Source organism: Halostagnicola alkaliphila (genome assembly GCF_055379965.1).
In genome coordinates this window covers 2,998,615-3,012,890 of record NZ_AP043826.1, presented here as the reverse complement: position 1 = coordinate 3,012,890, position 14,276 = coordinate 2,998,615, and the positions used below count along the sequence as shown (strand labels likewise).

Sequence of the window (14,276 nt, the reverse complement as noted above, 5' to 3'; positions counted from 1 at the left end):
CTGGAGGCTCGATCGATGAGCTACGACACCTGCAACGAACTTGACGAACTCGAGAGGTGTGACTGCGGGAATCTGGCAGATGTAGCCATCGACGGGAAACCCGAGTGTCCCGTTTGTCTGTCTGAACGGACTGACCATACTGGTAGCTGGATTATCACCGCCCGCAACTCGAGAAAGCGGATCAAATCGAAGTGGTCCGCTACCACGGAGGGTTCGGACACTGATCAGAACGAAGACGCCGATCGCGAGATACGGACCGATGGCGGCAACTCCTCGAGCGGAACTTACCGAATCAACGGCGAACATATCCCGGTTGAACAGGTTGACGAGTTCGATGGCGACCTAATTCTCTCGACCGATGTAACCAGGGCTGTTAACGAAGGCTTCGACTTCGCGGATATTTGGCGTCATGTGTCCGTAGAAGTCGATAGCGACGAGGAGACGTTTACTGCGACCGTCGTTGCGTGCGAGATCGAGCACGGAATGGCCGCGATCAGGCTGACGGATTTTGGGGGTGATCGGGATGCAAAGTGACGATACTGAACGAACCGTTGAACTTGACACGACAGCAATCGATTCGGCCGACTTAGCGAATATCGGTACTCTCGAACTTGCCGACGCTGTTATTGAGATAGCTGGAGTGCCGGATCAAGCTGGAGTTCTCCCTGAAAAGGTCCGAATCAGCGGGACGGTCACTATCGAGCTAGCAGATAAGCAGTCAGTACACGCGGACGCTGATCAGGACGAAGACGACGATCGCGAGGTTCGGGCCGACGGCGGCACTTCCTCGAGCGGTACTGACCACTCGACCCAAACGACTGCCCCGTCGAAGATTCACGACGACGACGAGCAGGCGGAAGCCGCTCTAACAGAAATAGAGTATTTCCTGAGTAGGGCGGACGTGCCGCCGAATCTCTCAACACTCGACCCGAACCTTCGACGGGCTCGGGACCATCTGAGAGACGTCGTCCGCTCACAAGAGGCGGACACTTGCCGATCCGGAGGTGACGAGCGGTGAGTTCTCAAGCGCGAATCTCTGCGAAACACGGCGGCGAGAACGCGGAAGCGGCTGTTATTCAAACTGTTCCCGAGATCGAGCACCTCGACGATATCGAGGACGTACACGCCGACGCTCGAGCGACTACGGTGATCGTTCCGTCCGCCGAGCTGCCGTCGATTGCGCTCCCGGTCGTGGAGATCGGGACGCTCGTCGAGATCAAATCGGTGATGGTCGTTTACGGCGAGAGTCAAACCCGTGATCGGTACTACCTTCGCCAGCAACAGCACGAACACCTTCTCGAGAAGGGAGCGGTCTATCTGTTCGCAGTTTGTGCACCCACCCCCGCCCGGCCGGTGATCGCGATGAAGCTGGTGCCGGCGACGATCGTCGACGATCTCGTTTCCTCGTGGATCGACGCCGGTGAGCGCGCTGATTACGCACAACTCACGTGGAGCCGGATATTCGACCCGTCCGAAATTCAGCGGAAAGGAGGTGCGTCGGCGTGACGGTTCGAACGACGTACTTCACCGGGCTCTCGCCGTCGTCGCCGTTCGAACCAGCGGACGATGACGACGTTTTCGGCGTTGTAAGACGACCTCGAGATTTTATCGACAAACTGGTCGATCGGAATATCCCAGCTGTCGCACCGCCCGAACCACTTCTCGAGGCGTTCAAGACCGTCGAGACAGCGGCGAAGCAAAACGACGAGCCGATTCCGGCGGCCGTCGCCTGGGATAACGTCGACTACGAGCAACGCTATCGCGCGCATATCGCACGTCCGGGGCCGGCCGTGGTCGTGGAAGAACTACGCGATCGCGCTCGCGAGCGTGATATCTGGTTGGTCTGTTGGGAGAAGGATCCGCGCTGGTGTCACCGACGGTTGCTCGCGGAGACGATCGTCGCCGAGCTCGAGAACGTCGAGCTGGTTCACCATCCAGATCCGACGACGATCCCGCTCGATGTTCGCGACCAGGAGGACAGCGCCGACGCGACGCTCGCGGATTTCAGTGGTGAGACAGCATGAGCGCGGAACACCCTGCGAGCGTTGTTCACGAAATCCGTGGAAACGTGTGCTACGACGAGTACGGTGATTCCCCGTACTGGCAACTCGGCAAGATCGTTAGCGCACTCGACGGCGGTCAGAAAGATATGAATCTCGAGATCGACGGCGATCCGTGGGTAGTCTCTGTTGGCTATCAGAACGGCGGACTCGAGGCACGCCCGTCCGACAAAGTGGATGGAAATCTTCGCGAATATCGAATTACGGCACACGGACCAGAGAACCGAAAACTACCGCTTTTGATTCAACCACGGCTCGATTGGTCCGATGAACGTCGACCGAACTCCGTTCCGGCTGATCTCGGGCTCGCGACGAACTGCAAATTAGAAACAGCAGTCAACCTCGAGCCCCGTGAAATCGAGAACCTAATTCCACGTGTAATACAGACAGTCGCCGATGTTGCCGGTGTTCAGTGGAACCGCAACTACTTCACTGGCACACCGCACGAATATTCAACGATCACACAGTACGAGCGCTACGTTCGTATCACACGCGAGTTCGGAAAGAAAGTCGTGAAGGGCGACGGGATTTTTCACAGGATCTACCACTTACTCGCGAATAACGAAGGATCGAAAATCGTCTACTCGGCAGACAACACCGAAATTGTCGGGTACAACCACCAACTCCGGCTTGACCGGAAGGCGGTCAGTAAGCTTCCTGACGGCCTCCGTCGCGGAATGCAGGTAAAGCACTACCACCCGCAGCACGTGCGAAAGAAATCCGGTAGCGATCCTCTTTACCACCCGAAGGTCGGCGCGCTGTTCAAGAAGGGGTGGAACGCGGACACGAGCGTTCGCTGGTCTGATCACGAAGACCTCGCTCGCGAGCTCGAGGAAATGCTAATGAACGTGCTCGAGTGGGCGGACGTGCCGACGAAAGGAGATGTCGCATTTGTGAGCGACGATCATTTCGATCCTACCTGTGAATCCGATCGGGAGATCGCGTTCTACAGCGATCCGACGCCGTCGATCGAAGCCTCGCAGGAGTCCGTGCTGATCTCGACGCTCACCCGGCTCACCGATCGCGACCAGGACGTGCTCGAGCGTGTTGCCATGACCGACGGAGGTGAGGCGCACGTCGACGAAATCGTGGAAGGTACGGACTGGGCGACCTCGACAGTCTACCGGGCGCTCGGGAAGCTGAGCGACCTTCTCGACAACGAGAACGGGAACGTTGGGTTCCTCAGCGAAAAGATTAGGGAGCGAGTTCGCGAGCACGTCGAACAGCTCGACGAAACCGTCGACGCAACCACTCGAATTATCGAGGACACACTACAGGTCGATCCCCGCGATCTCGAGCGAAAGGGACGCGCGTGGGAGAATTGGCTCACGCGATACGGCGCGGAGCTCGTCAAGAATGGACACAAACCAGACGAGAACGCGAAGATCCGCATTCGAGAGATACTGAATACCTACAAGTCGACCAGCTACGACAGCGTCGGCGAAGTGCTCGAGTACGGCCGTATCTCGTGGATCAAAGCGGGTCGCGATCCGGCGACGTTCGACGCGGCGATCGTCAAGTTCGATGTCGGAAATGGGAACACAAGAACCGGCATTGCGCATCGGTTGATTGAACGCTACGGACCGGGGTAAACAAGCCCGGTCGACAGTGGCAACGCTCTTTCTCTGGTCGTTCTTTTATATACTAATCACTGATTTTCACCGAAACCACCATTTCGAGTGGACACCGGGTTTCCGGTTGGGTCGTCGATCGCACCGGCCACCGCACGGGTCGTTCCCACTGCGTGGCAACATCCCCTTAGCGAGTGTGTCTAACGACACAAAAATCAAATTTACCCCGCACCGCGCGTGGTTTCCACGGGAAGCAGATGAAACGCACCCCTGGTGCGCGCGAAAATTTTGAGAGAAACAGCGAAACCGCGCTTAGAAGTCGTCCGATACCTGAAGCCGGTATTCGCCGTCTCCAAGCCGGTCAACCGCAATATGCGCGTCTTTGACCTCACCGTCTTCGTCGATCATTCCATCCCGTCGAAGGTCGTCTTTTGGAAGTGTTACCCCACCCGACCCGTCAATATTCCTGAGTTTCCTCACAGGCATGATATATTGACGAGATAGTAGCGTCCCCCGTGATAAAAGGGGGTGCTTCCGGGGGGTAGCACCCCGGAGAAACCGTTACTTTCCTGACTGTTATAATAGGGGGGATTGTCCACCGTCGCAGGCGGGCCGCTCGAGCCTGCCCGTACCCCTGCCCAAATCCGGGCAGGATGAAGAAAGCATGGTTTCAGAACAGAACGAATCCGAGAACGGCGAGGTACAGGCGTTTAGAGAGTGGTCTAACATTCGCGACGAGAGGGATTCATGATCGCGACAGCGATCGCCCTAGTGGGATCCGCGCTCGCGATGGGTGCGATCGTTGATCTCCGGAGGTCGGGCGCGTGACCGATCGCGATCGTACCGATCACGGACTCGAGGCGAGCCCTCGATTCCGTCGCTACATGGCCGATCTCCGGGATCGGTGGCCACGGAACGAGGAACTGGAAGTGAAACACGGCGTGTCCGCCGGAAACGGACACTACGATTCTACAATGACCGAAGCAACTACTGACGAGACCGAACAGGCAGAGATCAACACGGCGATGGGTCGACGCGCGTTTTGCGTCGGCGCGATCGGAACGATTGCACTCGCTGGCGCGGGCACGGTAGCCGCCGACGAAGTGCTCGACTTCGAGAACGACGCGATCCCGAATCCAGGGATCTCGGCGACCGTGTCGAAAGAGACGCACGAGCCCGGATTCAACGCGCTCCGGTACTACGACGACTCGGTGAACGAAGCGGACTTACCCGCGTCGCTTGACGACAGCGACGGCGAGGATATCTATACCGTGCGCGCCGATCGGATCGACGCGTCGGACTACCGCACGATGCCGCGTGGTGTCGAAGAATCTGACGGCGACGACGACGTGCCGGTGAGCGCGATCGACGCCGATCGCTGGTCCGGCGATCTCACCGTCGACGACGGCGACACGGAAATCGATTCCGTGCAGTTCTCCGGCGTGGGATCGGCGACCTTCGATGCGGACGGCGAGCTGTCGATCGACGCCGACCCGCGAAGCTACGTGCAGGTTGGCGTGAACGTTGACGAGCTCGAGGCTGGCGCGCTCGTCGAGATCAAAGCGCTCGACGACAGCGGCGGCGAGGTGGCCGTGTCGATCGATCCCGACGGCGACGCCGACGCCGACGAGATCGCCGCGACCGGCGTGGGATCAGGAATCGTTTCGCAGTCGCGGATCGGCGACCTTCCCGACGCTGACGCTGACGAGATCACAGAGCTCGAGGTTACGATCACCGGGACAGCGGACGTGACGCTGTTCGCGCTGAACCTCGAGCGAGCGAGTCGCTGGGAGTTCGGCGAGACGATCGTCGAAAATGAAGACGGCGACGACGAAAGCGAACTGGTTCGATCGCCCGACGGCGAGTTCACCCTGACGCACCTCGACAGCGATCTCGTCGAGGACGCGACCGTGTACGACCTCGAGATCCCGGTCGTGTACGACGCGGCGAACGCCGAGATCGACACCGACCACCGGCTCGAGGAAACAGAGCGCTACCCGCCGTACGACGCGCTGTCGACGACGGTCTCGCGAATCGAAGTGCCGACGGCCTACGAATTGGATCACTCTGATCTCGCGCTCGAGCTCGAACAGGAGATGGGCGGCGATCGGTACTCGGTTGTCGAGATCGGCGAGGACACGAGCGACGCCGACGACGCCGACGATATCGACTGGTCGACACAGACGAACCAGCTCGAAGGTGAGGGCGAGACGGCGACGCTCGAGGACTTAGTCGAGACCGGCACGGAGTACGCGGTTCGTGTCGAAATGAAACTGACTGACAGCGAGACCGACGCGCTCTATACGGCCGCTGGCGGCGGTGCTGGCGCAACCGGGAGCTCCGGCGGACTCCTCAACTGGATCCTAACACTCGGTGGATCGGTTCTCGGTTTCATCGGCCTTCGGCGATTCATGGGCGGTGACGACGGAGGGACGGCCTAAGATGGCTCGAGACGACGCCTGGGACCTCTTAAACGAAGGACAAGAAGCCCAGGAAGATATGACCATGCTCCAGTTCATGCAATCGCGGATTTTCGCGGTCTGGTCCGCGTTGGTGCTGGCGCTGATCTCGGCGATCCTCCAGTTCGGCGAAATGGCACTTGCGATCCCGCGATCGATTATGGAAGGGCTCTCTGGTACGTTAGCATCGTTCTTCGGCGAATCGGAGATTATCCTCCAAGCAGGCGCGGAGCAAGCAGCGTGGTCGCTAACCGAAGGGACGGCGGCGTTGTTTGGACCGGTGACGTTCCCGATCGCGGCGGCCACGATCATTGCCGCGATGTGGGTGTTCGCAGAGGGGTACGAGCGAATGAACTGGAATCCCTTCGGGTGGCTCACAAGCCGGCTTAATTAGCTATGAGTTTAGAGGATCACCTGGTCGGCGGCGGGCAAAGTGGACAACGATGGTCGGACAGTGATACCGATGAGAATGACGAGGAGGAATACGCCGACAAGCATTTTGTCAGTGACGATGGATCCGTCGACGTAGAGGCAGTCGTAAGAACCGTCTTTTTCGGCGGGATTGGTGGTCTCGTACTCGCATTTATCGATGGGATTCTGACGACTGTCTACAGTGCACTCGACTTTCTCAACCACATGTTGAGCGAGGCGGTCGACGCGATCGCGGTTTACTACGGTGTTCCGCAAACAGTGATGAGTACGGCGTCATCGACGACGGCGACGTATCTGGAACCGTTTGGCGTGGCCGCATGGCCGATCGCTGCACTGGTGATCGTAGTGACGCTGATGCTGATCCAGTTCGGGGTGGACTCCTATGCCAGCTGATTGGCTACCGTCGAGCAGCCCGAGCTGGTGGTCGGAGGCAGCAAAGTTCTTCGACAGCCCGCGCGATTACATCGTGTCGACGATCGCGGTCTGGATTATCGGGATGTTCCTGACCGGAGTGCTGTGGTTCTACGAACTCTGGTTGGATGTCGTCGACGTATTCCTCCGGATTCCGGTAACGCTGTTCGGATCGCTCGAGTCGGTCGTGGACACGTTATTTGAGACAGTGACCGACGTGATACTCGCGGGCCAATCGCTGTTAGTCGATATGACGGCAGCGGCTGGCCCGTTATCGTTCATCGTGATCGGAATCGTCGGCACGTTCTTGCTGGTGACGGGATCCATGCTCATCGGGCTATTAAGCCGGCTATTCCGGCGGGTGTTCCTATGAGCCGGGATCGTGGAATCGCGGCGATCGCGACGGCGGGCGTCGGGCTCGTGACGGATCTCCTGGCGTTCGGCGGGGATTTCCTGATCGGAGCCATCGTGCTGGTGTTGTCGGATATCGATCTGGTCGTGTCGTTCTTGGCGTATATGAGTACGCTGGCGGCACAGGTAGAATGGTTACCAGAGGCGATCGTGGAACAGGCATACGCGGGCGCATTGGTCGTTCTATTGCTAATCCTCGGTGCGCGGCTCGTCTCGAGTTACAGAGAGAGGGTATCATGACTAAATTACAGAACACAACGACGGCGATGTATCGAAAGGTGAACGCGGCGCTAACTGGTTACGACGAGACCTGGGCGTTGGTGTACCCGATCGTCGGGATCACGATGTTGGTCGGCATTTTGATAGCGGCATCTGCCGGCGATTTCGTTTACGCGTTCGTTTTCCTAGCTGGCGCGTGGCTGGCGACGACTGGAATTGAACGCGAGCGGGCACACCAGGAGAACAGCGACGACGCAAGCGAGGCGAATCCATGATCGTGATCGTCGGCGTGACGCTGGCGGTGCTGCTGAGCGGCTGGTGGCTGTGGAGCTACTACCGCGAGCGCGATGCGGAGGACGCAACGAGTTCGGTCGCGAGCGGTGTCTTCGCGATCGGCGTTGGCCTATTCGCGGCGGTGATCGTGATCCTCGAGAACGGCGCGGTGGCGCTGTCGATGGTCGGCGATCAGCTGGCGGCTCACGCGCCGTGGCTTTCGCAGATCGCCGTGACCGCGGTCGGCTGGTTCGCGTTCGATAACGAGATCCTGTTGGATCCAATGACCTGGCTGGCGGCGTCGGCTGGCGTGGCGCTGTTGGCGATTATGATGGGGAGGCAATAATGAGGGGGGCGACGCTCGCGCTCGCGATCATGCTCGCGCTGGCGCTCCTGATCGCTCCGATCGCGGCGATGCCGGCCGTCGCCGACGATCACGACGACGAGCCCGAGGGCGATCAGGACGACGCTGTCGACGGCGTCGATCTCGACGAGAACGACAGCGCCGACGAAAGCGAGAGTGCGGGATACAGTGTCGAGGAACTTCGCGAGGGCGGCACAGAGATTCCCGGCGCGGATCCATCGTCGCGGTGGATTGACGACGGTTCGGTTTTCATCGAATACAGTGATGCGAACCCGCTACTCGGCGGGAGCGGTGAAGACTGGCAGGTTGACCAAGTGCTCGGGAACGGCGATCGCGTCGAAGTCGACGAGCTCACCGTTCACGCCGAGCGCGGACAGGACGCGGACCAGTCGGATTACGAACTCGAGGTCGTGTACTGGAACGAAGGCGAGACCGAACGTGAGATAATTGAAAACGGCGAGACGCGCACGGAGACGGTGCTGGTCGCTGAGAACGTGACGACCGAAACGACGGCACTCGATTTCAGCGGATCGTTCGATCGCCAGGACGTGTCGCTGTCGCGGTCTGACGAGCCGAGAGAGGTGTCGATGTGGTTGGTCGACGCGGAGACCGGCGATCGCGTCGACGGCGCGGGATGGACGTTCACTCACGAGTCGATCGCGACATCGCAGTCGGCGGGGATTGCGACGATGGGCGATCTTCTCTGGTGGTCGTTCTGGTGGATCGTGACGCCGACGCTGGCGCTGTTGGCGATCGTCGGAGTGACGGTACCGCGATTAATTCGCGCAGCTGGGAACGCATCGCCAGATATCGATTGGCCGCTGTGGTTCATCGGGATCGGCGTGATGTCGTTCTTCGCGTTCGTGCTCGCGTACAGTTACCTGGCGTCGCTCATTGTGGCGATGCCGTTGATCTTCCCGGTCGTGGTCGCGGCGACCGTCGCGGCGCTGTTGCTCGAGACCTACGACGACAACGTGCGTTCGTGGGCGTTCATGTCGATGCTGACGAGGGAGACGACCGGGCCGACCGGCGAGAACGCGAAGGATGCCGTGAGCGGCGTGCTCCGACACAAGCGGATCACGACCATCGACGGGATGGTTGCGATTCCATCCAGCGGCCTACGCGCGTTTATCGCGCGCATATGGGTCGGTCCGACCGTGCTCGAGGGAGCTGACGATATCAAAGGAGCACTGCCCTTGCGCGGCTCGCGAGCGGAACAGCTGGTGTTCCTGGCGGACCAGACGGAAGCCGCTTTGAAACACCGACCGGAGACGCTGAAACTGACCTCGCCAGACTTCACGGATCCGTTGACGATCGGCGTCGGCGCGATCGCGTTGTGTTCGACGATCGCGATCACGTCGATCGTTTGGTCATCGTGGGTGGCCGGCGTCGCGCTGGCGTTCCCGCTGTTCGTGCTCGGCTGCTACCGGCCGGTTCCCGGTCGCGCGACGGTCAAACCGGCACCGTCGCAAGCTAAGAGTGCGTACACGACAGCGCTCTATCTCGAGTCTGAGCTACAGAAATACGAGACCGTCGAGGATCTCGCGGAAGCGCTCATCTCCGAAAAGAACCGGAGCGAGGAAATCCGCGAAATGCTCGAGGACCTCGAGGACTCGACGATCATTAAACAGTCGCACAACCGCGAGGAAGGCTCGCTATTCACCGATTCGTTAACGAAGCCCGACGACAGCGAGAACGGCACAGCGGAGGGATCGGCCGATGACTAACGCCGACGTTGGCGTCGACGTGTCGATCGACGAGCTCGAGGACGGATCGAAGTTGCTCGCCGAAGCCGTCGCGGAAGCCGACGACACGTCAGTCGACCAGCTGTCGTTCCGGCCGGCGCTCGTGCGGTTCGTCGAGGACGCGGCCGACGAGCTCGACACGTTCCGACGCGACGGGTACGACGATCGGCGAGACTTGCTCGAGGGACTGCACCGGCTGATCTTCTACTCGATGGGTCGAATCCCCGACGACTGGTACAGACGCGTCGCGACGAGCAACACGCTCTTGGCGGTGCTAATCACGGGCGAAGAGCGTGCGCGCTGGAATACGTGCGATATCTCGGACGAGGCGGCACAATCCGAGAGACGGCGACTCGCGGCCGTGTACGTACGCCCAGCCATGCGGGCGGCCTTCCGCGAGTTGCGCAAAGAGGCAGACGAGTACATCCAAGACGACGATGTCGTCGATCCCGACGACTTGTCGCACTTCGCGGCGCGGCCGGCACTCGACGAGCTCCTGGCGCGACAGCGTCGCGTGCTCCGGAAGTTCCTCGGCGGCTTCGACGGTCGACGCGATCTCGACGGGTGGCTCGACCGGCTCGACCTTGCGACCTACTCTGAGCAGTCGCAGATCTCATCGACGCTCGATTACGAAATGACGATGAATCGCGTCGAAGAACGCGTTTTGTTTGACGAGCTCGAGCACGCGGACCGCGAGCGCGAGCAACAGGCGGCGCAGTGGCTCTTGCCGGCGTTCAACAAAACGATCCCGGTCGTGCTCTCTCGAGCGGGTGAACTGCCGGAAGAACCGGCGACGGAAGATTTGGGAGCACCACAACTATGAACGACTTAGACTTTCCCGACGCACGGACGAACACGCGTCAATTCTCCGGTGACACGCGCTGTCACTCGGATGCAGCGAGTATTAGGCGAGCCTTCGGAATCCCGCAGTGGGATCCCTCGAGGTTCAGCTATCAGGAGGTGCTACCGAACACGCTCACGCACACGTGGGAAGCCGGAGCGGGCCAATCTGCGGGCGGTACCGACGTGCTGGCGACTGGACCGCCAGGCACCGGCAAATCGACGCTGGCGCTGAATCTCGCCGAACGGCAAATGGAGATCAATGACGAGGCGATCGTCTGGCGCGGCTCGACGAGCCGATCGGAGTGGATTCCGTTCGCTCCGTGGACGCGACTTTGCTTGCCGACCGGCGTCGAGATCGCGGCGCGGATCCAGCCGAAGGATCCGACGATCGATCCGATCGACGTCGAGCTCGAGGAGATCGTTCGCGAGGTCGTGCGCTACGACGACCCGGTGCACTTGAACACGGAGCTGATCGAACCGGGAATGTTCCACGTGGTCTATCCGGATCCGTGGATGAGCGGCTGTCAACGGATCTACGAACAAACGCCGGAGAAACAATACGACGGTGTCGCGTTCGAACCGGGCGATCCGTTGAACCACTGGTGGTTCGGCTGGCTCCTGGCGCGTGTCGAGCGTGGTCCGCATCACTGGATGACATGGGTGGCCGACGAGATCGGCGACTTAGCGCCGGAAGCGGCTCGAAACGACGAGTATGCGCATTACCAGAAAGTCGAAATGATGAAAGATTGCATCGTCGACGCTCGCAAAAAGGCGTTGACGTTCCTGCTATTCGGCCACACCGAGAGCGATATTCACTCGATGGTCCGGAAAAAGATTCGCTGGCGGATCGCGATGAACGGCACGGCGAACCCGACGAAAGCGAGCCAGGTCGTCGGTTTCAAACGCGTTCCGATGGATCACGACCACACGTCGACGCTGCCGATCGGCCAGGGACTCACGTTCACGCAACAGGCGTTCGAGAAATTCAGCTGGAAGGACGTGCCGAAGCCGATCAACGGCACGCTCGAGGTTCGGCTGGACGCTCCACAGCCGAGAGAGCCGGCAAACGGAGGTGAGCCAGCAAATGTTTGAATTTTTAAGAATGAGCGGTAGAACCCGGTCTCGCGAAGAAAACCGCGGATCGGAGAAATCTCGCGAAATGCCGTTCTACGCGCGCGCGTATTCAGATGGGAACGGACCCCTCCCCCCGTGTGTTCGCGAGCGCATTATGCGCGGCCGGTCGTGGACGCGTCGAGCTGGCACGATCCTGATAGTTGCGCTGTTGATCGCATCGTTGTTCGCGCCGATCGGCGCGGCGTCAAGTGATGTTTCGTTCGATGGCGAGGTTCAGATCGATGGCTCGAATGTCGCAGACGGGAGCGAACTCCAGTATGATCTTGAGGATCCCAGTGTGTCAGATCTGAGTGCGACCGTTGAGGGCGTCGAAAACAGAGAGGCATCCTCCGACTCATTCGTAGGGCTCGGAGACGGAGAGAGTGAGACGGTCGATATCGGAGGCACAACGACTCCAGAGAACGTGGAGATCACTCTTACCGGCGGGGATAGTGGTCCGTTCCAGCGATGGACTGACGAGGGTCATGACGACGATATCAGCGGTATCGCGGCCGAGGACGGCACGACTTACTCGGTCTCCGTAGATGAGGATGTCCGAGCACTCGACGCGAGCGACGGCTCGCAGGAGTGGATCTACAACAATGATTATGCTTTGAGGGATGTCTCAGTCGATGATGGGACTGTCGCTGTGTCGACAGGAGACGGGGATGTTATCGCACTCGATGCGAGCGACGGCTCCTATCAGTGGACCTACGAGGTGCAGTCTCCTGGTTCTGTCCCTGGAGTTACAATTAATGAGGGAACAGTCTACTCTATATCGAATAACCATCCGTTCTAGCTTAGTGACCGACTGAGACGAAGATCACGCCGAAATTACGTCGAGTCTGACCACAATCACACCGAGATCACTGCTGTTCCGGCAGACCAGCTACTGTTCGACCTTCTCTCCCGTCGAAGGCGGCGCACTCGCGGTCGTGAGTGCGCCGCCGTTCCAAAGCCGTCGCTGATCAGGCCGGGCGATCCAGACCGTCTCGTCAGGCGAGTTCTCTACCAGAACTCGCCTGACTCTACTTGTTCACGTAACCTCGGACGATGTGGATTTGGATCTCGTGACGACCACAGCAACAACGAATCAAGATCCGGTAGTTCGTACCCCAGATCCAGCATCAGGTACAACTGGATCAGGTGCGCGTGCCGTTCGACGGCGTGTGAACAGCGTCGTCGAGGGAGGCGCGTCGACGACGCCTCGGCGTCGTCGGCGCAGTCTCGCTGTTTTGCGTCCAGTTTCTGGAGTTCGTCGACAATAACTCGGCTCATCAGCAACGAGAGTGCTGCCATGATGATCAGCGCCTCGATGATGTAGGCGTCCGTCGTGTTGATCTCGTCCAAACCGAACCGCGATTTCAGTTCTTTGAACAGCAGTTCGATCTCCCAGCGCGCCCGATAGAGCTGTGCGATATCGGGCGCGCGGTAGTCGTCTCTGTCCAGATTTGTCAGGTACAGATGATACTCGCCGCTGTCGTCGTTGCGAACGCCGACTAATCGGAAGGTTCGGGTCGCGCTGGCGCCCGACCCTCGTTTGCGGTCGAACGAGAGCGTGATCTGTACGTCGATTTCCTGTCGCTGCAGGTCGTCCAAGACGGCCTGCAGCGACTGCCCCTCCAGCGGAATGCTGTTCCCGCGACACGTCCGGAGTTCTTCGACGATCTCGAAGTCAGCGTTGTCTTTGACACGGGAGACGAACCAGCCGTCATTGGCGTCAATGCGGTCGAACAGCCAAAAATCGTAGTAGCCGAGATCGAACAGGATGAGGGCGCCAGCTACCCACTCACCGGTGGGTAGCTGGCTCCGTTCGTGGGTGGTTGCATCGGTTGTCTGGAATCGTGTCGGAAGCCCCGCCGAGAGCGATTCGGTGAGGTGAAGTTTCGCCCCGGCTCGGTCGTCATCGAGTGCATAGACGTCTCTGGCGTCTTGGTAGAGCGAGATGACCGTAGCATCGACGATGAGGACGTCTCGAAATCGTTCGAGACGTCCGGTAAGCTCGGTTTGGCCCGTATCGAGATTCTCGATGGCGTCATCGAGAATCTCTCGAAGGAGTGCAACGAATCCCGGTTTGAACCAGCCGTGAAACGTTGCATACGAGAGTTCGTCACAGTCAGCCATCTCGACGTAGCGTTCGAGAAACGCCTGAATGGATCGATCAGATCCGGCAGCGAAGCCGAGTGAAAGCGTGTAAAACAGGGCGACGACGTCGAGTTTCCGCTCTCGCTGGATGAGATTCGTTGCGCGAGCACGCTCGCGCAACTCATCAGATGGAAACGCTCTTTGAATCCGATTCACAACTACTGAATCCGGTGGTTTGTACACACTTCCCACCGGATTCTCACATTCCTAGTTACTGACGATTCTAGCTT

At 59.6% G+C, this 14,276-nt stretch carries 18 protein-coding genes; 16 read left to right on the top strand and 2 right to left on the bottom strand.

Annotated elements, in window-relative coordinates; translation table 11 throughout:
- The first annotated feature begins 15 nt into the window (after window positions 1-15).
- Genes ACZ5C7_RS20455 through ACZ5C7_RS20435 form a run of 5 tightly spaced genes read left to right on the top strand, consistent with a single transcriptional unit; the run spans window position 16 to window position 3,652 of the window.
- The gene (locus ACZ5C7_RS20455; protein ID WP_464378098.1) at window positions 16-534 is read left to right on the top strand and encodes a hypothetical protein; all 519 of its coding nucleotides are present in this window, start codon (window positions 16-18) and stop codon (window positions 532-534) included.
- Entirely contained in the window at window positions 524-1,018 is a 495-nt protein-coding gene (locus tag ACZ5C7_RS20450; protein ID WP_464378097.1) for a hypothetical protein, read from the top strand. Before ACZ5C7_RS20455 ends, ACZ5C7_RS20450 begins: the two co-directional genes overlap by 11 nt.
- Window positions 1,015-1,506: a hypothetical protein gene (locus ACZ5C7_RS20445; RefSeq protein ID WP_464378096.1), complete on the top strand. Its 492-nt coding sequence runs from the start codon at window positions 1,015-1,017 to the stop codon at window positions 1,504-1,506. Before ACZ5C7_RS20450 ends, ACZ5C7_RS20445 begins: the two co-directional genes overlap by 4 nt.
- Entirely contained in the window at window positions 1,503-2,024 is a 522-nt protein-coding gene (locus ACZ5C7_RS20440) for a DUF488 family protein, N3 subclade (protein ID WP_464378095.1), read from the top strand. Before ACZ5C7_RS20445 ends, ACZ5C7_RS20440 begins: the two co-directional genes overlap by 4 nt.
- Window positions 2,021-3,652 carry a helix-turn-helix transcriptional regulator gene (locus tag ACZ5C7_RS20435; protein ID WP_464378094.1) on the top strand — a complete coding sequence of 544 codons (1,632 nt, stop codon included), beginning with the start codon at window positions 2,021-2,023 and terminating at the stop codon, window positions 3,650-3,652. Before ACZ5C7_RS20440 ends, ACZ5C7_RS20435 begins: the two co-directional genes overlap by 4 nt.
- A 291-nt stretch (window positions 3,653-3,943) precedes the next feature.
- Here the strand turns inward: ACZ5C7_RS20435 and ACZ5C7_RS20430 are convergent, their stop codons facing one another.
- On the bottom strand, window positions 3,944-4,117 hold the full coding sequence (locus tag ACZ5C7_RS20430; protein WP_464378093.1) for a hypothetical protein: 174 nt from the start codon (window positions 4,115-4,117) through the stop codon (window positions 3,944-3,946).
- Window positions 4,118-4,455: 338 nt separating this feature from the next.
- Here ACZ5C7_RS20430 and ACZ5C7_RS20425 point away from each other — a divergent pair, with 338 nt between their 5' ends.
- The 11 genes from ACZ5C7_RS20425 to ACZ5C7_RS20375 all read left to right on the top strand — a co-directional run bounded on the left by ACZ5C7_RS20425 (window position 4,456) and on the right by ACZ5C7_RS20375 (window position 12,700).
- Window positions 4,456-6,072, top strand: a complete 1,617-nt coding sequence (locus ACZ5C7_RS20425; protein ID WP_464378092.1) for a hypothetical protein — start codon at window positions 4,456-4,458, stop codon at window positions 6,070-6,072.
- 1 nt (window position 6,073) lies between these two features.
- Complete coding sequence (locus ACZ5C7_RS20420; protein ID WP_464378091.1) at window positions 6,074-6,484, top strand: hypothetical protein; 411 nt, start codon at window positions 6,074-6,076, stop codon at window positions 6,482-6,484.
- Window positions 6,485-6,486: 2 nt separating this feature from the next.
- A complete protein-coding gene (locus ACZ5C7_RS20415) occupies window positions 6,487-6,915 on the top strand; it encodes a hypothetical protein (protein ID WP_464378090.1) in 429 nt (142 codons plus the stop codon).
- Window positions 6,905-7,306, top strand: coding sequence for a hypothetical protein (locus ACZ5C7_RS20410; RefSeq protein ID WP_464378089.1), 402 nt, complete (start codon window positions 6,905-6,907; stop codon window positions 7,304-7,306). Before ACZ5C7_RS20415 ends, ACZ5C7_RS20410 begins: the two co-directional genes overlap by 11 nt.
- Complete coding sequence (locus ACZ5C7_RS20405) at window positions 7,303-7,584, top strand: hypothetical protein (protein WP_464378088.1); 282 nt, start codon at window positions 7,303-7,305, stop codon at window positions 7,582-7,584. The genes ACZ5C7_RS20410 and ACZ5C7_RS20405 overlap by 4 nt, the downstream gene beginning before the upstream one ends.
- Entirely contained in the window at window positions 7,581-7,838 is a 258-nt protein-coding gene (locus ACZ5C7_RS20400) for a hypothetical protein (protein ID WP_464378087.1), read from the top strand. The genes ACZ5C7_RS20405 and ACZ5C7_RS20400 overlap by 4 nt, the downstream gene beginning before the upstream one ends.
- Window positions 7,835-8,182 (top strand): hypothetical protein, encoded by a 348-nt coding sequence (locus ACZ5C7_RS20395; protein ID WP_464378086.1) that lies wholly within the window; start codon window positions 7,835-7,837, stop codon window positions 8,180-8,182. The genes ACZ5C7_RS20400 and ACZ5C7_RS20395 overlap by 4 nt, the downstream gene beginning before the upstream one ends.
- Window positions 8,182-9,927, top strand: a complete 1,746-nt coding sequence (locus ACZ5C7_RS20390) for a hypothetical protein (RefSeq protein ID WP_464378085.1) — start codon at window positions 8,182-8,184, stop codon at window positions 9,925-9,927. Before ACZ5C7_RS20395 ends, ACZ5C7_RS20390 begins: the two co-directional genes overlap by 1 nt.
- On the top strand, window positions 9,920-10,768 hold the full coding sequence (locus ACZ5C7_RS20385) for a hypothetical protein (protein ID WP_464378084.1): 849 nt from the start codon (window positions 9,920-9,922) through the stop codon (window positions 10,766-10,768). The genes ACZ5C7_RS20390 and ACZ5C7_RS20385 overlap by 8 nt, the downstream gene beginning before the upstream one ends.
- Entirely contained in the window at window positions 10,765-11,880 is a 1,116-nt protein-coding gene (locus ACZ5C7_RS20380) for a P-loop NTPase family protein (protein WP_464378083.1), read from the top strand. Before ACZ5C7_RS20385 ends, ACZ5C7_RS20380 begins: the two co-directional genes overlap by 4 nt.
- A 136-nt stretch (window positions 11,881-12,016) precedes the next feature.
- Window positions 12,017-12,700, top strand: coding sequence for an outer membrane protein assembly factor BamB family protein (locus tag ACZ5C7_RS20375; RefSeq protein ID WP_464378082.1), 684 nt, complete (start codon window positions 12,017-12,019; stop codon window positions 12,698-12,700).
- 209 nt (window positions 12,701-12,909) lie between these two features.
- Here the strand turns inward: ACZ5C7_RS20375 and ACZ5C7_RS20370 are convergent, their stop codons facing one another.
- The gene (locus ACZ5C7_RS20370; protein ID WP_285253032.1) at window positions 12,910-14,238 is read right to left on the bottom strand and encodes an IS4 family transposase; all 1,329 of its coding nucleotides are present in this window, start codon (window positions 14,236-14,238) and stop codon (window positions 12,910-12,912) included.
- Window positions 14,239-14,276: the final 38 nt, after the last annotated feature.

Bases quoted from the DNA above. Each gene is read 5' to 3' on its own strand.
- ACZ5C7_RS20455 (WP_464378098.1), top strand. From the start codon at position 16: ATGAGCTACGACACCTGCAACGAACTTGACGAACTCGAGAGGTGTGAC.
- ACZ5C7_RS20450 (WP_464378097.1), top strand. From the start codon at position 524: ATGCAAAGTGACGATACTGAACGAACCGTTGAACTTGACACGACAGCA.
- ACZ5C7_RS20435 (WP_464378094.1), top strand. From the start codon at position 2,021: ATGAGCGCGGAACACCCTGCGAGCGTTGTTCACGAAATCCGTGGAAAC.
- ACZ5C7_RS20430 (WP_464378093.1), bottom strand. From the start codon at position 4,117: ATGCCTGTGAGGAAACTCAGGAATATTGACGGGTCGGGTGGGGTAACA.
- ACZ5C7_RS20420 (WP_464378091.1), top strand. From the start codon at position 6,074: ATGGCTCGAGACGACGCCTGGGACCTCTTAAACGAAGGACAAGAAGCC.
- ACZ5C7_RS20415 (WP_464378090.1), top strand. From the start codon at position 6,487: ATGAGTTTAGAGGATCACCTGGTCGGCGGCGGGCAAAGTGGACAACGA.
- ACZ5C7_RS20410 (WP_464378089.1), top strand. From the start codon at position 6,905: ATGCCAGCTGATTGGCTACCGTCGAGCAGCCCGAGCTGGTGGTCGGAG.
- ACZ5C7_RS20405 (WP_464378088.1), top strand. From the start codon at position 7,303: ATGAGCCGGGATCGTGGAATCGCGGCGATCGCGACGGCGGGCGTCGGG.
- ACZ5C7_RS20400 (WP_464378087.1), top strand. From the start codon at position 7,581: ATGACTAAATTACAGAACACAACGACGGCGATGTATCGAAAGGTGAAC.
- ACZ5C7_RS20395 (WP_464378086.1), top strand. From the start codon at position 7,835: ATGATCGTGATCGTCGGCGTGACGCTGGCGGTGCTGCTGAGCGGCTGG.
- ACZ5C7_RS20390 (WP_464378085.1), top strand. From the start codon at position 8,182: ATGAGGGGGGCGACGCTCGCGCTCGCGATCATGCTCGCGCTGGCGCTC.
- ACZ5C7_RS20385 (WP_464378084.1), top strand. From the start codon at position 9,920: ATGACTAACGCCGACGTTGGCGTCGACGTGTCGATCGACGAGCTCGAG.
- ACZ5C7_RS20380 (WP_464378083.1), top strand. From the start codon at position 10,765: ATGAACGACTTAGACTTTCCCGACGCACGGACGAACACGCGTCAATTC.
- ACZ5C7_RS20375 (WP_464378082.1), top strand. From the start codon at position 12,017: ATGCGCGGCCGGTCGTGGACGCGTCGAGCTGGCACGATCCTGATAGTT.